This is a genomic window from Paenibacillus puerhi, assembly GCF_009846885.1.
Classification (GTDB): Bacteria; Bacillota; Bacilli; order Paenibacillales; family NBRC-103111; genus Paenibacillus_G; species Paenibacillus_G puerhi.
The window spans coordinates 37,161-58,904 of record NZ_WUWM01000022.1 but is presented as its reverse complement, the minus strand read 5'-3'; the positions used below and the strand labels follow the sequence as shown (position 1 = coordinate 58,904).

The following is a 21,744-nucleotide window of genomic DNA, read 5'->3' as shown; positions in this document are numbered from 1 at the left end:
CTTTAATAAAATCAGCTTAAATGTTGCCTCATTCCTGTAAGTGAAGCTGTTTCAATAATGCTGAGAAGTTTGTGTTGGCGTAAAGCATGTGCAAAATCTGGAGTCGTGTATGTGCCTTCACGCAAGTCCTTAGCGAACTGTTCATAAATTCGCGCTGTATTACCTGGCATGCCATTTGGTAAATGATTACCAAAGTATGATTCAGGAACAGTTAGATCTTCTACATGGTTTTCTTGATTTCGTCCACCCTGCAACTTTAATTCTGCTAACTGGGAATGACCACTTGGTGCAGTAATGACCAAATCACCTCTTGTACCATTGATTTCCCAACGCATATTTTCACCACGAGATATTCCGCCGCGATAATAGACAGACACAGCCGTGCCTTCCGTCAGCGTCCCCATAATCGATACATGATTGGGTGAGGTAAAGGGAATAATGGTATTCGTGTCAGCTATTACGGCTTCTGCTTGATTGGATACCAATTGTGCCGATAGGATCGATAAATCACCCAGCAAGTACTGTAGGGTGTCAATAGTATGCATGATCGGAACCGAGAGAAGCGTTACGCCGTTGGCCTTATCATAGACGTACGAATTCAAATGGTCGGTAACTCCCGTCCAACCCATGCCTGATCCAACAAGAGTCGTACCAAGAACATCTCCAATGTAACCCTCTGAAATCAGATCTTTTGCATAGCCAATGACAGGACTATAACGTGCTTGTAAGCCTACTATTGTGCGTACTCCTGATGCTTCAGCACGTTTAGTTAATTCTTCTGCTTCATCTAGGCCATTAGCGAGTGGCCACTCCGAGAAGACCATCTTCCCTGCATCAAGCGCAGCAGAAATGATTTCATGATGATAGGGAACCTTTACCGCGACAACAACCAAATCAACACCAGGATGGTTGATTAGATCCAGATGATTATCGAAGCCGGTCACACCGAACTTTTTCTCGGCTTCTTTTGCAGTCGTTTGACGGCTTGTGCTAACTGCTCTCAATTCGTAATCATCCGATAATGCTTTAATTGAAGGTATATGTGCATTAACCGCCCAACTGTACGGATTGGAGGGGCTTGCACCGATAATACCAACACCAATTTTTTGATTATTCATCATAATTAATGGTCTCCTTTATGGTTTGTCTGAAAAAAATAATTAGCTTGCTAAACAAATACTTAAATTTTTACGAAGTATTTAATTAGTATATAAAAATTTAGCTTGCTAAATAAAATTCGGAAAAAGGAGAGAGATTTAAAACAAATTACCCTCCATTTGTTTCATAAGCCGCCTTAAAAATAGCCGTTCTTCAGTTGAAATCGATTTTAGCAACTTATCTTGATGCTGTTTCCATATGATACCAATTGGCTCTTCAAGTTCTTTACCTTTGTCGGTTAGAAAAATACGCATAACTCGTGCATCTTTCTCATCACGCTTACGATAAATAAATCCGTTTTGCTCGAGTGATTTAACCATATTGGTTATAGTTGGAGGTTCACAATTCAAATGTTCGCTTAGCTGCATTTGTGTTATTCCATCACCTGACCATAAACGATAGAGTAAATTATCTTGTCCGACATATAGGTTTAGTTCTCTTAGACTTTCGCTGTAATCTCGTCTCATTCTAGCCGAAAGTTTATCGAACAACTCACGAATCTCACAGTCAACCTTTTTCTCCATTTTGCTTTTCTCAGCCTTTATCATGGAATTTATTTAGCAAGCTAAATATATCACGATTGTATTCAGCAGTCAACTAGCACTCGTGCCATAGGAGAAAGTAATGCTTTCCCTTTAGTCCGGAAAATAAAAGGACCTACATATTAGTTATGCGTAATATGTAAATCCCTTTATTTTATACAATGTCTCGACCAAGGAGTTGATATTTTTCAGTCTAAAACTCTATTTTCAATTAACACTTAACAGGTCTTACATGCCGCCTCCTCATCCCCTCCATACGGTACACGTCTAGAAGAGACGCCTAGCTTCTTGTTGTTTAGGAATTAGCGATCTTCCACTTGCCCCCGGGGCCGGATGTCAGCTCCAGAAACAGCGGCCGCTCATGCGGCGTCTGGTTGGGCGTATGGATGGCCAACATGAGACGCCCGTCGAATGCCCGGAACACCATCGCATGGCCGCCGTCATTGCGGTATAATGCCTCCGGCTCGTGCTCCCACGGTCCGAGCACGCTGCCGCTGGCCGACCGGGCTACGCCCAGCGCGTAGCGGTTGTCGATGAAGCTGGCCCACAGCATCAGCAGCCCGCCGTCCTCCCCGTGGAACAGGAAAGGCCCGTCCGTCACATAATTTTGCTGATCCGGGTATCGCTCGGAAACAAATGAAGTGGTCCATGGCGCTTCCGAAGCGCTGAAGAGCACGACCGGTTCGCCAATCGCCCCGCTTAGATCGGAAGCCAGCCGGACCGCGCACACCTGGCCGTCTGCAACCTGCTGCCATTCATGGCAAAACACCATCCAGGGCTCGCCCGCCTCGTCCACGAAGAGCGTTCCGTCAAGCGAGCTCCAGTCTGCCGGAGTGACCGGCCCGTCACTGTGCGGCTTGAAGGGGCCATTCAGCGAATCGGCAGCCAGCACGGCCGTGCCGAGAAGACCGTTGTCCTTCCGCCGGAAGGTGGCAAACATGTAATACCGTCCTTCGTAGGCGTACACCTCTGGCGCCCAGAAGTTCGTATCCGAATAGAAATGCTCGTCTGGACGGAAGACCGGGTAAGGGCCCTCCCATCGTTCCAGATCCTCGCCTATATACAGGTCGAAGCCGGTTCCTTTCCCCCAAATATTTTTATCCGTACTTCCGAATAAATAATAGTTCCCTTCCGCTTCCACCGGCAGTACAAACGGATCGCGAATTTGCAGATTGTTGTTCGTGATCATGCTTCGGGCTCCTCTCTTATGGATGTTCCGCCGATCCAGGCGCGTTAGCGGTAGGTCGGGGCGACTACGCCGATCCGGCGGACCGAATGCGCCGAGGCGAGTCCGGCCGATACGTCGACCTGTTCGTTCCCGCTAACTTCGACCGCCAGCTCACGGCCTGCACAGCGGACCGTCCCGGTCACCGTCCCGGATTTCATCCCGATCAGCGATATCAGCTCCCCGCCGCGATCCGTCACCGCCCGGAGGCCATGCGGGAATTCAAGATGCAGCTCGCCGTTGCGATAAACGGCAGAGCCTTCCTCCGTATTGACCAGCTCATACGCGACTCCATCCACGATCCGGCTGTATGCCGTGCCGTCTGCTATCGTCTCGCCATGGTCGAACGGATACGGCAGCAGACCCGTAAACCAGAGCTCGCCCTCCGGCCGCGGCATAATCCCGCACAGCCGCTCGACGTAATCCAGCATGCACAGGATCGCGGGCGAATACGTTTCCGTGAAGCCCTCATCCCCTGTCCACGGGCTGATGCATTGGGCGAAGCGGGTCATTTTATGGAAAGCGGCCATCAGAGGCTGCAGCACCCAGGTCAATTCCACGTAGCGGCCATGATGCTCGAACGCGTGCGGCGCCCGGATCAGGCTCAAGAAATTCGACGGGCCGCCCCAGCTGTTGTAGCTGGAGAATGGATCGAACCGCGGATCGTCCATCGCGATAGACGTGAACGGAAATTTGGCGAAAAACTTGCTCGTATTCAGCAAATACCGGCGCAGCGCCTCATCGAAGAATTCGCGATCCCCCACCTCGCAGGCCAGAACCCGCAGCAGCACGTCGGATTGTACCCGCACATGGTCGTCGTTCTTAGCCAAGTCATAGAAGAAATGCTCGGATTCATCGAAGCAGCAGCGGAACAGGCTGTCCAGGCTTTGCGCAGCCTTCTCGCGCCATACGTCTTCGCTCTCTCCCAGCTCCTCCGCGATCCGTGCGAGATACAGCCGCTGAACGTAGACGTTCGCCGTCAGATCCGGCGCGACGAAAGGCAGCACCGGCGAGTCGGGATAGCACACCCGCGAATCGCCGCGATGCGGCGTATCCGGCACATGCCAGAAGCGCGGAGACAGGTCATGGCCCGTATCGAACGTGCAGAACGCCTCTACGCCGCCCGTCCCCCGCGTGTTCCGGTACGTGGCCAGCCACTCGTCATAGCGCTGCATCGCGCCATACATCTTGCTCAGGAAGGCCCGGTCCCGGCCGTTCAGCATATAGTGGCCCCATACGCTGCGGGCGAGCGGGGATACCAGCTGAATCTGCCGGTAAGACGGGCCCGCGGCGGTCAGCTTATAAGGCATCAGTCCGTCCTCACGCTGATAATCCGCGAACAGCTCGTAGGTCGCCTGCGAAACGTCCGGCATAAAGCGCGACAGCAGCTCCGCATTGATCGTACCCGTGCTCTCCAGCCAGCAGCCCAGATACACGCCGCCTTCATGCAGAACCGGCCGCTCTCCTCCAGTCGGCACGATGCAATCGAGCAGCTTCCGCAGCGCCGAGTCGTATACCTCCACGATCTTGTCGGAGGAAGCCGCGAATTTAACTCCCGACTGAAGCCATTGGTTCAGCACCGGCCCATCGGATTCCTTCTTCAGCGCGCCGACCTTCTCCGCCGGGTCCGTTTGGCGCAGCTTGCGCAACAAGTCTTCTCTCATTTTTTGATTCTTCTCCCCTCAGCTCTGTAAGTCGGCTGCATCAGCCTTTTTCTCCCTAAGCGAAAGCAGGCTGCCGCCGGCAGCCTGCTGCTTCCCAATCAACGCCCGGTCTACTTGTTGTTGTTGAAAATTTTGACCGTGCCGTTATAGAAATCCTCCACGCCCTTCTTGACGTCCTTCTTGCCGAAGCCGATCTCCTGCACCGTCGTTTCGAACAGCTTGTTGTACTCGGTAAACCCTGGCGGGTTGTAGCTGATCGCGAACGGCTCCTTGTTGGTCGCTGCCGAGACGCGGCTCGTGTAATCGTAGATGACCTTCTCCACATCCGTGGCATTCTGCTTCAGTAGCTCGCGCATCTTGGACGTAACAGGCACGCCGCGGTCGTTGCCGAGAATTTTGGCCGCATCGGGATCGTTGATCCAGTAGTTCATCAGCATCGCGACTTCCTTAGGATACTTGGTTTTGTTGTAGCCTGACAAGCCTTGGCTGGATTCGAAGACGACGCCGGTGCCTTTCGGACCGCGCGGCAGCTGGACGAGCTCCAGCTTATCCTGGGTCAGATTCTGATGAGCGCCAAGCTGGTTGGAGGCCATCAGACTCATCGCGACCTTGCTTGTAACGACCAGCGACTTGCTCGTATCGGACGGCGGATTGGATACCTGCAGCGCAGGCGTTACGACGCCGCCGGCCTTGGTCATGCTGTCCCACAGACCGAACCATTCCTCCGCATCCTTCTGCTCGAAGCCCAGCTTCGCATTATCCATATCATAGAGCTGCTTGCCTCTTTGCTTCAAGTAAATATCCATGCCGTCCACGGTGAAATTATAGGTGCCGAACACATCCTTGCCCAGCTTCCCGGAAATTTCCTTGCTGATCCGGCCGAAGTCCTCCCAGGTCCAGCCATCCTGCGGAACAGGCATGCCGGCCTTCTTGAACAGCTCGGTATTGACGGCGATTCCCCGTGCGTTGGCGCCTGCCGAGACATGGAGCAGCTTGCCCTTCAGCGTCCCGTACTGGATCATCGACTTGTCCATATCGGAGAGATCCAGCTCTTTGCCGACGTACGGATCCAGCTCCAGAAGCACGCCCTTATTGGCATAGTCGACGACGTTGCCGCCGAGGAAGAACAGATCGGGAGCCGTTCCGGAAGCGAGCTGCGTGTTCAGCTTGTCGAAGTAGCCGGAGCTCGGCGCGAATTCGCCGACGATTTTGATGTTCGGGTGTTTCTCCTCGAATTTGCGCAGGGCCTCATTGGTCCGGTCGGCACGCTTCTGATCGCCCCACCACATAATTCTCAGCTCGACCGGCTCCGTCTTCGCTCCATCCTTCGAAGCGCCATCCGTACCCGTCGATGGAGTCGATCCGCTGCCTGTGCCCGTTCCTCCCCCGCAAGCCGTCGTAAAGGCCATCAGCAAGGCCAGCGTCGAAACGGCAATCCCTTGTTTAACCGCACCTGTTTTTTTCATACCCAATCTCCCCTTTGAGTTCAAAGTTGTACTGGCTCTCTATTCCTATTCGCTTACATGTAGATCGTAAAGCATCTCCAGCTCCGTTAACATATCTTTTCTTCGGCTGTTGCTTATCGTTTTTTTCGGGTTCGATCCAGCGGCGTTCGTTACTTGAGACCGGTCGTCGCGATCCCCTCCAGGAAATATTTCTGGAAGGTCAGGAAGATCGTCATGATCGGCACCAGCGACAGCACGGACATCGCGAGCAGCGCGCCCCAATCCGACTCGCCGGACGGATCGAACAGGGACCGGATGCCCAGCTGAACCGTGAACAGCTTGATGTTGTTCAGGTAGATCATCTGGGAGAAGAAGTCGTCCCATGTCCAGATAAAGGTAAAGATGGCCGTCGTGATGAGCGCTGGCACGAGCAGCGGCAGCATGATGCGGAGATAGATCTGTCCCTGGCCGCAGCCGTCGATCGTCGCGCTTTCATCCAGCTCCTTCGGAATGCCGCGGATGAACTGCACCATCAGCAGGATGAAGAAGGAATCATGGGCCAGCCACTTCGGTACGATCAGCGGCAAATACGTATTGATCCATTCGAACTTGTTGAAGATGACATACTGCGGGACGAGCGTCACATGATAAGGCAGCATGATCGTGACCAGCATGAGGCTGAACCACAGCTTCTTGAACCGGAAGTCGAGTCTGGCGAACGCGTACGCGGCAAGCGAGCACGTGATGATATTGCCGAGCACCGACATAACCGATATGTGCGCCGAGTTGAGGAAAAAACGTCCGAACGACGTTCCCTGCAGCCCTTGCCAGCCTTTGGCGTAATTCTCCAGCGTGACCTGCTTGGGCCATAAGCTCGTATCGGAGAATATCAGCTGATTCGGCTTAAACGAGCTGCTCAGCAGCCACAGCACCGGATACAGCATCAACAGTCCGAAGGCGATGATCAGCAGATGCTTCACCAGCTTCCCCGGCACAGGACGGGCTGGCTGCGGCTTGGCTGCGGCCTTCAGCGCCGCAGAGTTTAGTTGAACGGACATGTGATCACCCCTCTCATTGTTTTCCGTCTCCGTAGAATACCCAGTACTTGGAGGTCAGGAACACGACGGCTGTCATCGTGCCGATTACCACGAGCATAATCCAGGCGAGCGCCGCAGCATACCCCATATCGAAGAACGAGAAGCCCTTCAGGTACAGATACAGCGTGTAGAACATCGTCGAGTCGACCGGTCCGCCTCTTCCGTCCCCGATGACGAAGCCCGGCGTAAACACCTGGAAGGAATTGATAATGCTCATGACCAGGTTGAAGAAAATAACCGGCGACAGCAGCGGAAGCGTGATACTGAAAAATTGCCTTACCTTCCCCGCGCCATCCACCTGCGAGGCTTCGTACAGATCGGCCGGCACCTGCTTCAGACCGGCCAGGAAGATGACCATCGCCGAGCCGAACTGCCAGACGGACAGCGTAATGATCGTGGAAAGAATATAATCCGGATGCGCCACCCAGGCCGGGCCCTCGATACCGAAGATGCCCAGAAACTGGTTGAACAATCCGTCCCCGTCAAATATTTTCCGCCAGACGATGGCAATCGCCACACTGCCTCCGAGCAAGGAGGGAATATAGTAAACGGTGCGATAAAGACCGAGCGCCCGAATCCCCTTATTCAGCGCCATCGCGATGAACAGGGCGAAGGCGAGGCGAAGCGGCACGGAAACCAGCGCGAACTGAAAGGTCAATCCCATGGAATGGAGAAAAGTAGTGTCCTCGGTGAAAATTTGCTTATAGTTTTCCAAACCCAGCCATCTAGGCGGATTCAACAGATTGAACTTGGTCATCGACAAGTACAGGGAGCCCAGCATAGGGCCCAGGGTGAGCCCGAAAAATCCGATCAGCCAGGGCAGCAGAAATAAATAAGCGGTTCTGTTCTGCCGCCCAAGGGCGGCTTTGCGCAAAGTTGACATGACGAACGCCCCTCCTCTTCCATGATCCGTTACGAGCTAGCTTGTATAAGCTGTAACCTAATCATAGCGAGCTCAGGCGCCGCTTGGAATGCTATTTCTTCGGGTCTTCGCTTTTCATTTTTTCAGGTAGGTTTGGGGCAGAGTCTCTTGACAAGCTTGCCATTATTGGCTAATTGTTGGATAGAAGACAAATCCAAAAAAATCATGACGCGCTGTAAGTTTTTTTCTATGACAGGCATCTATATAGAAGACACGAAGAAAAGCCCCCTACAACGTGCGCGAAGGAGCGAACCTGTGTATACGCAAGAGCTGTTCCAGCATTCCGAGTCAACGGCAACACAATCAGAAACGGTCATGACGATGAAGGACGACCAGCTTGCCGAAAGCGCTCGCTATGGCAATCGGGAGGCGTTCGGCGAACTGGTGCGCAGGCACAGGGAACGGGCGCTCGGCTGGGCGTCATCCATCGCGCAGGACGGACAGCTGGCGGAGGATATTGTGCAGGAAGCGCTGGTTTCCGCTTTTTTGCGGATCGATACGCTAATGGAGCCCGGGAAGTTCAAATATTGGCTGCAGCGGATCGTCCGCAATCAGGCGCTGACGAAACTGCGAAGGGGCGGACCGAACGGAAGGGAGTGCTCCCTGTCGGTGTTGGAGGCCCGTCATAACACGTACCAGAGCCAGGGCGAAGGCTCCTTTCTGGAACATCTGCTGTTTCGGATGACGGCCAGATTGAACGAGGAACGCCACACCCATCAGGACCCGCAGGCGCTCATCATCCGCAAAGAGCTGTACGAGGACCTCTATAGCCTGCTTCGATGCCTGACGCCGAGAGAGCGTGCGATTATTGAGTCCCACGTCTTCCGCCAGTTATCCCCTGCGGAAATAGCGGATGCGCTGGGCGTATCAGTCGGCTCCGTACATACGTCCATCTCTCGTTCGCGCACCAAGCTGCAAAGGCAACGAATTCGTGTTTATTTTCAAGGGTTTGCGCTAGAAAAGAAAAAAAACGGCTCCTGCACCCGCCGTATTCTTGCGCCGCCGATACCTATGTGAGGAGACGATCAGAGATGACTGCACGTTCTTGGGAAAAAACATTTACCGCCGCAGCGCAATCCATGTATGCCATCCTGCAATACACGGACAAGAAAGATGCGTACACGCTAGTCGATTTGATGGGCTTGTCGGGCCATGCGTTCCGCATTAACATTCATCCGCAGGATGTAAGTCCTGCCGGACCTACGATGTTCTCACCGACAGAGCTGCTGGAGAAAGGACTCCGTATTCTCGCCTTGACCAGCGAGCAGCTGCATGGCTTCCGGACGCCAGCCCCGCCTGAAAAGCTGGAGGAAGCCGTCAAATTCGCCCAAGAGACGATCGACCGGGGCATACCGGCTATTGGCTGGAGCCTGTTTATTCCGGAATTCGGGGTTATTTACGGCTATGACGACGAGAAGCAGGAGCTTCACTGCAAAGACCCGTCTCAAGACGGGCCCCTGCCTTATTCGAAATTAAATGAGCTGCCGTTGAACTTCGTCTTCATGCTCCGCGTGCGGGATTCCATCCCTGTCGACCGGATGCAAGCCTTGCAAACCGCGCTTAAAAACATTGTGAGCTTCGCCCATGAAGAAGCTCCAACCTTGTCCAAGGAATTCCGTCACGGGCTGGCCGGCTATGACGCCTGGATCGAGGCTTTCCGCAATCGTACGGTAAATCCGTTCGGCAACGCCTACAACGCCGAAGTCGTTGGCGATGCCCGGGAATTTGCCGTTCAGTTTCTACGCTCCTTGCCCGGCACCTGGTCTGGGGAGACAGGCCTAAGCAGCCAGATGGATGCGCTGGCCGAGGAAGCGGCCAATCATTACGAAGAGGTTGCGGAAGCGTTCCGCGTGTTTCAATGCCTGTTCCCTCATCCGCATGGGGGCGAGCCCAACGACACCAAGAATGCCGAAGCCGCGATTGCTTTGCTGGAGCGCGCCAAGGAGAACGAAACGTTAGGCGTTGCCGTACTCGAACGGTTGCACAAACAGTTGGAAGCGGTCAATGCTCCCGCTTCTGACGCTGGCTCCGGTATTCCGACGGCGTAATCCCGTACACCTTCTTGAACTTGGAGCTAAAGTAGCTAGCGTTGGAGAAGCCGGTCAGCTCCGCGATGTCCCACAGGCCGAGCATCGTTTCCTCCAGCAGCTGGACGGCCTTGGCCATGCGGACGTCAGTCAGATAGTGGATGAACGTTTTACCCGCCTTGGCCTTGAACATCTCGGAGAAATACGAAGGGTTGTAATTAAACCGCTCGGCCAGCATCGTCAGGTTGATGTCGGCCATATAGTTATCCCGGATAAACTGCTCGGCGGCTTGTATCAGGGTATGCTCGGCATCAGCCGTTTCGTCCGCCGCGCTCCGTACCGCCTTGCGGGCCAGCCTGACCAGGAACTGGCGGGCCTTGTCCACCGTATCGAAGCCCCATACCTGCTCCGGTCGAATCCACAGCTGCTCCCCGCTCTCCAGCGTCACCCCGGCCGTATACGCCATCCCGTCCAGCAGCAGATACAGCTGGAAGATGAGCTTGACGAAGCGCGCCTGCGAAGTGTCGAAGGCCTCGGCCAGCTCCTTCTGCAGCGCCTGCTCGAACCCGGTCAGATCGCCACGGGTCAAGCAGCGCTGCAGCAGCCGGGAGGCATCCTCGCTCAGCGCGGCCTCGCCTCCCCCGAGCGGGACCGTTCCGTCCCCACGGTCCTGCTGGCTGTGGAGATTCCAATCCAGCAGCGCCGACAAATAGCCGTCCTTCCACTGCATAAGCCGGGTAACGGGCTGCCCGATTCCAACGACTGGCCGGAAGCCCAGATGCTCGGCCACCATCGTGCCGAGCGTCTCGGCAAAACCGGCTGCTTCCGTCTCCGTCCCCTGGAAGGCAAACTGCATAAGTCCGGGATAGCCTGCGTCGCGGAACGCTTGCGGCTGGCCGGGGAATTCGGCCGCCACCTCCCGGCATACCAGCTCGAAGGGCAGCCTCAGCTTATCCGGGGAACGTTCCTGCTCCCGCGCTCCCTCCCCCTTCGAACGCTCCTGAAAGCCTGCCGTCAGAAACCGAACCGTCAGCCCCTCCCAGCCATCCAGCTGGAACCGCTTCGCCCTTTCCATGACCTGGGAGCCAGGGCCAGGTTCCTCCTTGACCAGATGAACGAGGAAATGCTCCTTCATCTCCTTGTAATACTCCGACAGCCGCCACTGCAGGACGGCCTGCTGGTCCACCTCCTGCCGCTCCGCGTCCAGCTCCCGGACGATCTTCGCCAGCGACTCGGTCAGCTCCTCGCGGGAGACCGGCTTCAGCAGATAATCCTTAGCCTGATGCCGAATAGCCGCCTTGGCATAGTTGAAATCCTCGTAGCCTGTGATGACGAGCAGCCGAAGAGCCGGGTGATGCTCATGACATGCCTCCAGAAAAGAAACGCCATTCATTACCGGCATATTCATATCCATAACCACGAGCTCGACAGGGTGGTTGGACAGCCACTCCATCGCCTCCAGGCCGTTGCCCGCCTCCCCCGCGATGGTGAGTCCCAGCGCTTCCCAATCGGCCTTAAGCCGCAGTCCTTGCCGGATCTCCGGCTCGTCGTCCACGATCAATACCTTATACATCGGTGTTCCTCCCTTGCGCAGGCAATATAAGCTCGATACAAGCGCCCTCTCCGGGCACCGATCGGATATGAAAGGCAAACAGCGAGCCATAGTACAGCTGACAGCGTGCAAGCACATTCCGCAGGCCGATCTGCTCGGAGCGGCTGTCCAGAATATGCGCGAATTGCGTAGAGCGCGCCTCCGACTGCAGGCGCTGGACAAGCTCAGGGTCGAGGCCCGTTCCATTATCGGACACGGCCAGATGCAGCCCTTCCTTGCTGCGCCATACCCGGATGCCTACCCGGGCTTCCGCTTGCTGACGGAAGCTGTACTTGACCGCATTCTCGATCAGCGGCTGCAGGATAAACTTCGGAATAGCGAGACTTCCAGCCTCGTCATCCTCTTCCAGACGGATGTCCAGTCTCTCGCCGAAGCGAATTTGCAGGATCGACACATAATGGCGCACATACGTCAGCTCCTCCTCAAGCCGGATCAGGTCGTCGCTGCTGCGGAGTGAGTAGCGCATCATTTTGCCGAGCGACTCGATAACGCTCACCGTATCCGACGTGCGCTGCTGCATCGCCAGGCTGCTGAGCAGCTCCAGCGTATTGAACAGGAAGTGCGGATTGATCTGCATCAGCAGCGCCTTATACTCGGCCTGCTGCCGAAGAAGCTTGAGCTCGAACTCCGTCTGGATATGCTGCCTGAGCCGGCTCACCATGTTTCGGAACGTCGCCGTCACATAGCCGACCTCGTTGCGGACCTGTCCTTCCGAAGAAATACGGCTCTCCGCCCCGTCAAAATCCCCCATCTGCACATACCGCATCGCCGAGGCCAGGCGGGACAATGGCCGGGATATCCCGTAGGACAGCCAGGTCGCTGCCGCGATAGCTCCGATCAGCAGCAGGGTGCCTAGCAGCAGCATCGTCGTGCGCAGCTTGTACAGCTTGCCGTACAGATCGGCCTCGGGAACAAGACCGACGAGCAGCCAGCCGTTCGGCTTCAGCTTCTTGTAGACGAGGATATCCTGGCTCCCTTGAGCGTTCTTGATATGCAGGACGCCCTGCTGCCCGCTCCCCGCGCGGATCTGCTCGACCTGCTCCGCCGCCTCCGGGTAGGAAGCGTATTCTTGCTGGTTCAGAATAGACTGGCCCTGCTGGTCCAGCAGAAAGATCGTCCCGGCCTCCCCCAGATGAATCCGGTTCAGCGGGGCCAGGAAGAAGTCGGCGCGCACGTTAACCTTCATCAAGCTCCTGGCCTGGGAGGGCTCGAACGTACCGATCGGCAGCAGCAGGCTGACCACGTCGAACGGCTTGGAGCGCCTCACTTCCAGCGGGTCCTGATGAGCGGGCACGAACCGCTCGCCGTGGCTGTAGAAGCGTTGGTACCAGGCAGCCTGCTTGAACGACGGGTCCGTCATAATCTGATTATCCGCCGTAACCGACAAGCCATCCTTGCGGTATATCGCTACGGAAGAGACGATCGAGTAGCTGTTCGTCGTCCGGGTCAAAAACTGGCTTAGCTGAATGTTCGCAAGCGCTCCCTCCCCCTCGGACAAGCCCGGATCGGAGAGGGCGTTATCCCAGGTCTTGGTCGTATCGCTGTTGAACACGATGGAGGAAAGATCGTACATCTGCACAAGCGCCATGTTAATGAACGATCCGTATTCCTCCATTTTCTCGTAAGCGGATGATTCGATATAAGAAGCGATAATCGAGCGCGATTCGGTGAAGAAGAGCACGGACATGGTGCCGAACGAAACGAGCAGCAGCGCTACGAAAAAAACGATCAGACGCCGCTTTAGGGAGTACAGCATGATAGACCACCTCTTTAAGATGTCGGGATCGAAAAAACGACGCTCCAGCATGCGGTCAAGCGAAATGGCGGCAAGGCAGCATGTGCGTCTAGTTCTACCTTCATCTAAAAGGAGCGGACTCGTTTTGTCAACCGGAAGAACCCGGCACGCAGCATGGCGTCCGGGTTCTTCTTCCTTGTATTTACTTTTTCACAGCCGGCAGCCGTAGGTCGCCGCTCCCTTGATGTCGGTCCGTATTCGGAACAACGCGCCTGCCTGCGGGTACTGGGTCCTCTCCTCCCCGCTCATGCCTTGAGTGGCCGTCGTGACGTACAACTCGCTGCGGTCCTTCCCCGCGAAAACGCAGGAGGTGACGTTCGGAGCCGGGAGCTCCACGGAGGACAGCTTGTCTCCCGTCGCGGGGTTCCAGCGGCTGACCTGACTCCCGCCATAATGAGCGATCCAGAGCATCCCGGCCTCATCCACGGTCATCCCGTCGGGCCAGCCCTCCTCGCCGGAGAAATCAACCGCCGTCCGCTTCTCGCCCAGCTCGCCGCTGTCCGGATCGTAAGCATAAGCGTCCACCTGCCTCGTCGGGGTGTCGATATAATACATGGTTCGGCCATCGGAGCTCCAGCCCAGTCCGTTGGACAGGCTTACCCCTTCCAGCACAGGGCGGAGCTTGTCGCCTTCCAGCAGATACAGCGCGCAAGCGTGTTTCCTTCCTGTCAGCGACAAGGTACCGACCCAGAAGCGTCCGGCCGGATCGCACTTGCCGTCATTGAAGCGGAGATCCGGGTCTCCCGGCGACAGCTCTGCGATCGTATTTGTCGTACCCGTGGCAGGATCATAGGCTGCGATGCGCTGATGACCGGCGTAGATCAGTCCGCCGCCTTCACGCTTGACGACCGCTCCGACGTATTCCTCCAGCTGAACAACGTCCGATCGGCCTCCGACGGGGTCATAGCTATGTATGCGTTTGCCCATAATATCGACCCAATATAAGATTTGCTCCCGCTCATCCCAGGAGGGGCCTTCCCCAAGTACTGCGCTTGCATTCACGACTGCTTCCGGCTGCCATAGATTACCGTTCATCTGCTTTTTCCTCCATTCGCCCTTGCGGGTCAAGGTTCTTCTATGACTATTACACCATTCGGATCTTTTTGCAACGGCAGCAGCGCTTGGGTCCGGCTGACCGCCAGGGAGAGAAGGACTATTCCTTAACTGACCCCAGCGTAATTCCGTGAATAAAAAAACGTTGGAGGAACGGATATACGACGAGGATCGGAAGCATGGCAATAAAAATTTTGGCGGCGTTCAAGGTCTGATTGGAGATTTCGCCCAACCGTTTCAACTGCTCCGGATCATTGCCTATCGTAGATGTGTCGATCTGGACCACCATCTGCCGGATATAAGTCTGCAGCGGGTAATTGTCAGGCGATGTCATAAAGACAAGCCCATGGAAAAACTCATTCCAGTGACCGACGATGCTGAACAGCGTAATGGTCGCAAGGACCGGCACGGAGAGGGGCACGAACAATCCAAACAACGTATACCAAGGTCCCGCGCCGTCTACCAAGGCGGCCTCCTCCAGCTCTTTGGGCAGGTTCCGGAAAAAGTTAACGACCAGGATGACGTTGAAGATCGGCACCCCGCCGGCCAGCACCAGCACCCAGATGCTGTCAATCAGCCCGTATGCCTTTACCGTTTGGTAGAGGGGGATCAGCCCGCCGTTGAACAGCAGCGTAAATACTAATACCCACATCAAAATATTTCTAAAGCGAAGCTCACGCGTGCTCTTCGACAACGGATACGCCATCAATACCGTCACGATAAAGCTGAGGGAAGCGGCCAACACGACCCGTTGAATCGAAACCCAGAATGATTGAAAAAATTTACCGTCCCCCATAATCTGCTGATAAGAGGCGATGTTCAAACCGACGGGCCACATTCGGACGATGCCTGCGGCGGCCGCCGACTTTTCGCTCAGAGAGACCATCAGCGTATACCAAAGCGGAAGTATGCAGGAAAGCGCTATAGCTCCCAGCAAGACCGCCAATCCGACATCGAATGCTTTGGAGGCGGCTGTTGTTTCTCGAACCATGGGTATCGCTCCTTCGGTTAAAAAATCCGGTAATTCGAAAACCGGCTTGCCAGATAATAGGACAAGGTGATCAGAATAAACCCGACCCCGGACTTCAGCAGCCCTACCGTCGTAGCAAGTCCATACTGCAAGTTCAGCAGGCCTTCCCGGTATACCCACGTATCGATGATATCGCCAGTGGAATACACCAGCGGATTATACAGGTTAAAGATCTGATCGAAGCCTGCATTCAGCACATTGCCGAGGCTGAGAATAAGCAATAAGGAAATCGTAGGCGTAATGCCTGGAAAGGTTACGTGCTTGAGACGCTTCCAGCGTCCGGCCCCATCCAAGGCTGCGGCCTCGTACAGAGAGGGATTAATTCCGGTCAGAGCCGCCAAGTAAATAATCGTATTGAATCCGAATTCCTTCCAAACATCACTGCCGACAACAAGGAACGGAAACAAATCAGGCTTGCCCATGAACAGCACCGGCTCGGCTCCGAGCCTCGACAACAGGTTGTTGATCGGTCCCGTATAGGAGAAAACATCGATCAAAATTCCGCTGAGAATGACCCAGGAAAGGAAATGGGGCAAATACACCAGCGTCTGCACCCATCTTTTGAAGATCGCATTCCGCAGTTCATGCAGCAGGAGAGCAAAGGCGATCGGCACGATGAGATTAGCGGCAATCTTCATCACGGCGATAAAAATCGTATTAAAAAAAATAACCTTGCTATCGTTGAGCGTAAACATATACTCGAAATTTTCAAAGCCGATCCACTCCGAGTCCCAGATGCCCCGGACGGGATGATAATCCTGGAAAGCAATGAGAACTCCGAAGATGGGAACGATGCTGAACATAACCAGCCACACATATCCCGGAAGCAGCATCAGATAATAATGCATGACGAAGCCTTTGTTTTTCACATTGCCGCCTCCCAACAGACCATGATCTTATTTCATCGTCTCTGCGATTTCAGCCGTCACTTGATCCCCGCCCTGTTTCTTCCAGTCTTGGACAAATTGGTCGAAGGAATCGATCGGAGCGGCGCCCATAATAATTTTCAGGAAGGATTCCTTTTCCAGTTTGGACAGGTTGCTCCATTTGTTTTCCATCGTCTTGGTGCGGTTATACGACAAGCTCGTCAGTTTGTTCAGGTTCGGATCCGCATGCGTCCTTCCGCCCACGAGCAGCGAATAGGCGCGCATGAAATCCGGATCCTCTTGGTTCCAATATTGGATATCAACCTGATCGTAAGGCTTCAGCTTCGACTTCGAGATCGTTTTTACGGTATTGTTCAACAGCTTATACTCGCTGCTGTCCGGAAAGTCCTCCGGCTTCTTGGTCCCTGCGAGCACCTCCTGGGCGGCTTTCACTTCAAATCCGATTTCATCCAGGGGAGCAAAGAAATTGCGCGCCAGCATAAATTCATTCCCGTACTTGGACTCGTCTCTCAGGTAAAAATTATTCATCTTGATCGGCGCTTCCGGATGGGCATATCCTTTGCGCACCACGAGAAAGGTATTGGTCGGGTTCGTTCTCATCACATTGTACTTGCCCGTCGCATCCAGCGGCAGCGCGTACGCCTGCCAGTTGGCTTGCGGATCGTTCTTCCAGGCGCTCGGCAGCGGCCAATACCCGCCAAAGAACCCGCAAAAGAACATGCCTGCCTTGCCGCTGATCACGACCTCTTCGGCCGCCTTGCGAATGCCGATTTCCTTATCCAGCAAGCCTTGAGCATACATGTCGCGCAGCTTGGCAAGCGCCGTTTTGGTCTCTGGCATCGTGGAACCGTATACAGGCTTCCCGTCAGCGCCCTTCACCCAGAACCCGGGATACGCGTTATAGGCTGAGAAGATGCCGCCCAGGTCAAAGGTAGGTGGCCCTTGGGTAAAATCGTTGAATAATCCATTGCCGACCGCCATGCCGATCGTGTCGGCCTTGCCGTTACCGTCCGGGTCCTGCTCCACGAACGCTTTGGCCACCTTCTCAAGCTCTTCGATCGTCTTTGGCGGCTGCAGTCCAAGCTTATCGAGCCAGTCCTTTCGGATCCATAGCCAGCTAAAGTCTTCGGCCGTTACGGATGGGATCCCCATTATTTTCCCGTCGAACGTCGCTTGACTCATCGCAAGCCCGTCCGTACTGTCGATGATTCTCTTCACCGCAGGGGATGCATATTGATTGTAGGCAGCGGTCAGATCCTCGATTTCACCCGCCTTCACCATCCGATTCAGCTGAACCTGATTGACAATCATCGCATCCGGCAAATCATTGCTGGCGATAGCCAGATTCATTTTTTGGTCAAAATTATCTTTAGCCACCTGCCAATCGATGACCAAATCGATATTCAGGTTTTCTTTAATGGCCGTTTTCCAAACGTTGTTCTCCGGCGTTTCCCCTTTGCTCGACTTGAAGCTCGGATCTACACTGTACGGGATACCAAGCGTAACCGTGTTCTGATATTTGCCGAATGGCTCTGCCGCCGATCCCAACTGGGAGCTCGCCTCCTCGCTCGCCGCAGGCTTGCCGGGTTTCCCGGAGCAGGCTGCAATAGTAACCATAGAAGCGGCAAGTAACACAATGCCTAGTTTTTTGGACATGTTTTCCCCTTCTTTCCTATGATTGTTGCTTCATTGCCAGTATAAAGGATGATGGCGAATCCATGAGATAGGTATCGAGTGCCTCTTCGGTTAGAGAAATGATGGCAATTTGCATGAGCTTGAACCGGCTTCCCGTCCTTTTTGTACACATATGTCCCCCGTTCAGCTTACATTTCTCTACCTGTGTCTAGTGAAAAGACGCCGTGCATAAGCAGGCGCCTTCTTGCTCAGGGGGAATCTGCGGCTTCTTTGCCCTTCGGGCTTTTGCGCCGGGTTTGCCGGTATTCGCTTGGAAGCACGCCGGTAAATTCACGGAAGATGCGGCTGAAATACTTTTCGTCCGAATAGCCCGTTTGCTCCGCGACCCATAGAATCGTTTTATTCGTATTCTGCAAATAGTCTTTCGCCTTCTCGATCCGTATGGAGCGCGAATAGTCGTTAAATGTTTTGCCGGTCATTTCCTTGAAGCATTGGCTGAAGTAGCTCCGGCTCAAATTCAAACGCTGCGCCAATTCGGCGGCCGTCAATTGCTTGTCGATCTCCGTATGAAGCATCCGAACAGCCTTTGCCATACAATCGGTAATGTCTTGCGGGCAGGCCGCTTGCCCGGACGATTCCCGGATGCTTTGGCGGAGGCCCCCTAACCATTGCTCAACATCATACCAGCAGTGGATGGAATCGATCATTTGGATTTTACCTAACTGGGTTTGGTCGAAGAAACGGTTCCACTCCATCACCAGCGAATATAAGAGCCCCATCAGCTGAGTTTCACGCAGCCTTAGCGATTTCATATCGGCCAGAAGCTTCTCGAAATTGCGGTCATGATGAACCCAGGAAGATAGCAGCCAGCTTTCCTTGACCCGGTTCAGCTCGGCTTCATCCGGCGCGGTCAGCGTTTCATAGGGCTCTTTCATCGATACGGGAAGCATCTTGCGATCCGGCCGATATTCATAAAATATAACATTCTCCATATAGCCCCTGATCCATCGCTGTATCTCCTTCCAGGAACGCTGTGCAAGTCCGGACACAGCCAGCAGCATTCCCCTCGGCTTCTTGCCCGCATGGTCCGGCAGGATGTCTGGCCACTGACGCTGTTCTCCCCCGGCGGCCAGCCAGAGCCAGCAGTTGCGCTCCACCTCCAGCATAGTTTCGTCCGCAGGCATTCCCCATTCCTGAGGCCAATTCCGGTCGGGGTCCCGCTCCAGGGACATCAGCACGAACCCATGATCAAGCTCGAATACCGTTTCATCGGAAGGAAGGGGCTTGCGGCGCTGCTCCCGTTGTTCGTTGATGCGGGCCGCTATCCGTCCCAGAACCTCGTCGAAGCGTTCCCGTTCCAATTGGACCTTAGCTATGTAATCGATAGCTCCCAGCCTGAGAGCTTCCTGGATGTATTCAAAATCTTGATGGAGGGTCAGGACGACCATATGAAGACGGGGATAACGCTTGCGGGCTATCCTCAGTAATTCAACCCCGGACATCACGGGCATAGCCAAATCTGTGAGCAATAAATCGACAGGCTGCGATTCCAGAAATTCCAGTGCCTTCTGGCCATTGTTGGCCTCCCCTGTGACCTGCATGCCGAAATCGTTCCAGGGCATGGCCGATATCAAGCCCTTGCGGACTAATTTATCGTCATCCACAACAAGTACCTTAATCATGATCGGACCTCCTCCTCCCAGGCGGGCAAGGTTAACACAACGCTCGTCCCTTCCCCTACTTCACTTTTTATTTCAAGCCTAGCCTTGTCCTCATACCGCGCTTCCAGCATACGCTTCACGTAGTTCATCCCGATCCCCATCCCGACCTTATTTTGTTCTATTGTTCGGTTATTCAGCAGCTCCCGGATCGCTTCCTCGGACATACCGGCTCCGTTATCCTGGATGGTAATATGAATATCCTTATCCAGCGAGACGTTAACCTCAATATACCCGTCATCGTTCAGCCCGTGATAAAGGGAGTTCTCCACCAAGGGCTGAAGAATAAATCGGGGGACGGGGATCTTCAGGACGTTCTCGTCCACCTCGATGCGCACGTCGAACTCAAAATCATAGCGGATCTGCTGAAGCACCAAATACTGTTTGAGCGCATCGATCTCTTCCTCGATCGTGGAGGCTTGACCGAGCTTGCCCAGGTTATAGTACAGCAGTTTATTAAGCGACTGAACAAGCCGGTCGATTTCATCCTGTCCGTTCATCAGAGCCAGCCAATGCACCGTATCCAGGGTATTCATCAGGAAGTGGGGATTAATCTGATAGAGCAGCTTCTCCACTTCGAGGTCCGCCCGATTTTTCTCTTTCTGCTCCACTTCTCTAAACAACTCCCAGATTTGTTCTCTCATGTCGGCAAATTGGATGAGTAAGCGGTCATATTCCGGGATGCGGGTTCGTTCCACCGGTTTGGGCGCGGAGCGATTATGAGACACAGACATCCCCTTAATTTCTCTATGAAATAAGTTCAGAGGGATATACACCATTTTCCACAGCAGCCAGGCCAGCACGCAAGTAACGACAAGAAATAGTAACGCCACCAAAAGGATCTGCATCATCCAGCGATTTTTTTCACTGTTATAATCGGCCTGGGAGATGACGGAAACGACGCTCCAATCTTGGCTGGAGGTCTGCTTGAACCAATGATAGCCCCGAAATAAGCCCTTGCCCTCTCCTCTGGAAAATTGGGAAAATTGAGTTCCGTATGCAAATATATCGGGAACCTCGCTGTACGCAACCCGGCCTTGGCCATCCAGCACCAGGTGAGATAAGGCACCTCCGTACTGATCGTTATCCAAAATACTTTGCGTCAAGCTGAACCCGTTCTCGATGTATACGTATACATCATCGCGGTCGGGAAGCTCCACTTGCCTTAAAGCAGACAAGACAAACTGATCGTCGAACTCGTTCATACTCACATGGGGGCCGTAATAAGTGATGCCGTAATACTTGGCCAGCAGGGGCAGCTGGTCCGGCGAAAAGCTGCTTTTTACGGGGAAGTTCTCAAATTGGATGGAGCCGTCCTTCTCAAAATAATAGGTCGTCAACCCGATACTCGGGTTTGTAAAGGTAATCAGATTCAGCTCGTTTTTTAGCTGGGCTTTGGATTGCATTTTCTCGAAGGGGCCCTCCGTCTCATGCAGCACCTCATCCAGCTGCTTTCCAATCGTCCCGCCATAGGCCAGCTGCTGGGAGATATGATTTAAGTTGCTGATCGAGCCGGCTAAGGAAAGCTCCACCTGCCTCAGGTTGCTGCGGATTCCACTTTCTATCTTGTTGTCGAAAATAGAATCAATCGTGAAGTAGGAAATGACGAACACACTTAGAAAAGGAATGATCGAGCTTAGTAAAAATAACATAAAAATTCTTTGCTTCAACGTCATGGTCGCTACTCTCCCCTTGATGGTATTCCCAGCTAACCGAAACAAGTAAGTTTGAGTATACTTCCGGCATCAGCTTACAGTCAATCGTCAAGAATAATCCGCATGGGGGCACGACAAGAAGCTCCCGCCTCTAAATAGAGAAGGGAGCTTCTTGTCGTGCCCGGCATCGGGCCTCCTGATTGATTTGCTGCGAGAAAAGCAGTCCATCATTCGCACCTTTATCTACTTGGGACGGGCTTACCTCCTCGCGTTCGTTAG

Annotated in this window: 17 protein-coding genes; 2 read left to right on the top strand and 15 right to left on the bottom strand. The window is 54.1% G+C overall.

Going from position 1 to position 21,744, the window contains the following annotated elements:
* Positions 1–11: 11 nt before the first annotated feature.
* The 7 genes from GSF01_RS19315 to GSF01_RS19285 form a co-directional block, all read right to left on the bottom strand.
* A complete protein-coding gene (locus tag GSF01_RS19315) occupies positions 12–1,121 on the bottom strand; it encodes a Gfo/Idh/MocA family protein (protein WP_201305436.1) in 1,110 nt (369 codons plus the stop codon).
* A 135-nt stretch (positions 1,122–1,256) separates the two neighbouring features.
* On the bottom strand, positions 1,257–1,682 hold the full coding sequence (locus GSF01_RS19310; protein WP_159886930.1) for a MarR family winged helix-turn-helix transcriptional regulator: 426 nt from the start codon (positions 1,680–1,682) through the stop codon (positions 1,257–1,259).
* Between the two features lie 313 nt (positions 1,683–1,995).
* Positions 1,996–2,889, bottom strand: a complete 894-nt coding sequence (locus GSF01_RS19305; RefSeq protein WP_201305435.1) for a glycoside hydrolase family 43 protein — start codon at positions 2,887–2,889, stop codon at positions 1,996–1,998.
* Between the two features lie 44 nt (positions 2,890–2,933).
* Positions 2,934–4,589, bottom strand: coding sequence for an MGH1-like glycoside hydrolase domain-containing protein (locus GSF01_RS19300; protein ID WP_159886929.1), 1,656 nt, complete (start codon positions 4,587–4,589; stop codon positions 2,934–2,936).
* Between the two features lie 110 nt (positions 4,590–4,699).
* Positions 4,700–6,055 carry an ABC transporter substrate-binding protein gene (locus tag GSF01_RS19295; protein ID WP_159886927.1) on the bottom strand — a complete coding sequence of 452 codons (1,356 nt, stop codon included), beginning with the start codon at positions 6,053–6,055 and terminating at the stop codon, positions 4,700–4,702.
* Positions 6,056–6,204: 149 nt separating this feature from the next.
* A complete protein-coding gene (locus tag GSF01_RS19290; protein ID WP_159886925.1) occupies positions 6,205–7,092 on the bottom strand; it encodes a carbohydrate ABC transporter permease in 888 nt (295 codons plus the stop codon).
* A gap of 13 nt (positions 7,093–7,105) precedes the next feature.
* On the bottom strand, positions 7,106–8,014 hold the full coding sequence (locus GSF01_RS19285; RefSeq protein WP_159886923.1) for a carbohydrate ABC transporter permease: 909 nt from the start codon (positions 8,012–8,014) through the stop codon (positions 7,106–7,108).
* A 294-nt stretch (positions 8,015–8,308) separates the two neighbouring features.
* On the opposite strand from GSF01_RS19285, the gene GSF01_RS19280 reads away from it, so the two are divergent.
* Together GSF01_RS19280 and GSF01_RS19275 are read left to right on the top strand one after the other, a co-directional pair.
* On the top strand, positions 8,309–9,070 hold the full coding sequence (locus GSF01_RS19280) for an RNA polymerase sigma factor (RefSeq protein ID WP_159886921.1): 762 nt from the start codon (positions 8,309–8,311) through the stop codon (positions 9,068–9,070).
* 14 nt (positions 9,071–9,084) lie between these two features.
* A complete protein-coding gene (locus tag GSF01_RS19275) occupies positions 9,085–10,101 on the top strand; it encodes a hypothetical protein (RefSeq protein ID WP_159886919.1) in 1,017 nt (338 codons plus the stop codon).
* Here GSF01_RS19275 and GSF01_RS19270 read toward each other — a convergent pair.
* The 8 genes from GSF01_RS19270 to GSF01_RS19235 all read right to left on the bottom strand — a co-directional run bounded on the left by GSF01_RS19270 (position 10,055) and on the right by GSF01_RS19235 (position 21,486).
* A complete protein-coding gene (locus tag GSF01_RS19270; RefSeq protein ID WP_159886917.1) occupies positions 10,055–11,653 on the bottom strand; it encodes a response regulator transcription factor in 1,599 nt (532 codons plus the stop codon). The two genes, GSF01_RS19275 and GSF01_RS19270, sit on opposite strands and share 47 nt — an antisense overlap.
* Positions 11,646–13,448 carry a sensor histidine kinase gene (locus GSF01_RS19265; protein ID WP_159886915.1) on the bottom strand — a complete coding sequence of 601 codons (1,803 nt, stop codon included), beginning with the start codon at positions 13,446–13,448 and terminating at the stop codon, positions 11,646–11,648. The genes GSF01_RS19270 and GSF01_RS19265 overlap by 8 nt, the downstream gene beginning before the upstream one ends.
* Before the next feature lie 189 nt (positions 13,449–13,637).
* Positions 13,638–14,522: an SMP-30/gluconolactonase/LRE family protein gene (locus GSF01_RS19260; protein WP_159886913.1), complete on the bottom strand. Its 885-nt coding sequence runs from the start codon at positions 14,520–14,522 to the stop codon at positions 13,638–13,640.
* A gap of 118 nt (positions 14,523–14,640) precedes the next feature.
* Positions 14,641–15,531 carry a carbohydrate ABC transporter permease gene (locus GSF01_RS19255; protein WP_159886911.1) on the bottom strand — a complete coding sequence of 297 codons (891 nt, stop codon included), beginning with the start codon at positions 15,529–15,531 and terminating at the stop codon, positions 14,641–14,643.
* 17 nt (positions 15,532–15,548) lie between these two features.
* The gene (locus tag GSF01_RS19250) at positions 15,549–16,439 is read right to left on the bottom strand and encodes an ABC transporter permease (RefSeq protein WP_159886909.1); all 891 of its coding nucleotides are present in this window, start codon (positions 16,437–16,439) and stop codon (positions 15,549–15,551) included.
* 27 nt (positions 16,440–16,466) lie between these two features.
* Positions 16,467–18,113: an extracellular solute-binding protein gene (locus GSF01_RS19245; RefSeq protein WP_159886907.1), complete on the bottom strand. Its 1,647-nt coding sequence runs from the start codon at positions 18,111–18,113 to the stop codon at positions 16,467–16,469.
* 227 nt (positions 18,114–18,340) lie between these two features.
* Positions 18,341–19,774, bottom strand: coding sequence for a response regulator transcription factor (locus GSF01_RS19240; protein WP_159886906.1), 1,434 nt, complete (start codon positions 19,772–19,774; stop codon positions 18,341–18,343).
* On the bottom strand, positions 19,771–21,486 hold the full coding sequence (locus GSF01_RS19235; RefSeq protein ID WP_159886905.1) for a sensor histidine kinase: 1,716 nt from the start codon (positions 21,484–21,486) through the stop codon (positions 19,771–19,773). The genes GSF01_RS19240 and GSF01_RS19235 overlap by 4 nt, the downstream gene beginning before the upstream one ends.
* Between the last annotated feature and the right edge of the window lie 258 nt (positions 21,487–21,744).

Coding starts and splice junctions, on each gene's coding strand:
- GSF01_RS19315 (WP_201305436.1), bottom strand. CDS start 1,121: ATGATGAATAATCAAAAAATTGGTGTTGGTATTATCGGTGCAAGCCCC.
- GSF01_RS19310 (WP_159886930.1), bottom strand. CDS start 1,682: ATGGAGAAAAAGGTTGACTGTGAGATTCGTGAGTTGTTCGATAAACTT.
- GSF01_RS19305 (WP_201305435.1), bottom strand. CDS start 2,889: ATGATCACGAACAACAATCTGCAAATTCGCGATCCGTTTGTACTGCCG.
- GSF01_RS19300 (WP_159886929.1), bottom strand. CDS start 4,589: ATGAGAGAAGACTTGTTGCGCAAGCTGCGCCAAACGGACCCGGCGGAG.
- GSF01_RS19295 (WP_159886927.1), bottom strand. CDS start 6,055: ATGAAAAAAACAGGTGCGGTTAAACAAGGGATTGCCGTTTCGACGCTG.
- GSF01_RS19290 (WP_159886925.1), bottom strand. CDS start 7,092: ATGTCCGTTCAACTAAACTCTGCGGCGCTGAAGGCCGCAGCCAAGCCG.
- GSF01_RS19285 (WP_159886923.1), bottom strand. CDS start 8,014: ATGTCAACTTTGCGCAAAGCCGCCCTTGGGCGGCAGAACAGAACCGCT.
- GSF01_RS19275 (WP_159886919.1), top strand. CDS start 9,085: ATGACTGCACGTTCTTGGGAAAAAACATTTACCGCCGCAGCGCAATCC.
- GSF01_RS19270 (WP_159886917.1), bottom strand. CDS start 11,653: ATGTATAAGGTATTGATCGTGGACGACGAGCCGGAGATCCGGCAAGGA.
- GSF01_RS19265 (WP_159886915.1), bottom strand. CDS start 13,448: ATGCTGTACTCCCTAAAGCGGCGTCTGATCGTTTTTTTCGTAGCGCTG.
- GSF01_RS19260 (WP_159886913.1), bottom strand. CDS start 14,522: ATGAACGGTAATCTATGGCAGCCGGAAGCAGTCGTGAATGCAAGCGCA.
- GSF01_RS19255 (WP_159886911.1), bottom strand. CDS start 15,531: ATGGTTCGAGAAACAACAGCCGCCTCCAAAGCATTCGATGTCGGATTG.
- GSF01_RS19245 (WP_159886907.1), bottom strand. CDS start 18,113: ATGTCCAAAAAACTAGGCATTGTGTTACTTGCCGCTTCTATGGTTACT.
- GSF01_RS19240 (WP_159886906.1), bottom strand. CDS start 19,774: ATGATTAAGGTACTTGTTGTGGATGACGATAAATTAGTCCGCAAGGGC.
- GSF01_RS19235 (WP_159886905.1), bottom strand. CDS start 21,486: ATGACGTTGAAGCAAAGAATTTTTATGTTATTTTTACTAAGCTCGATC.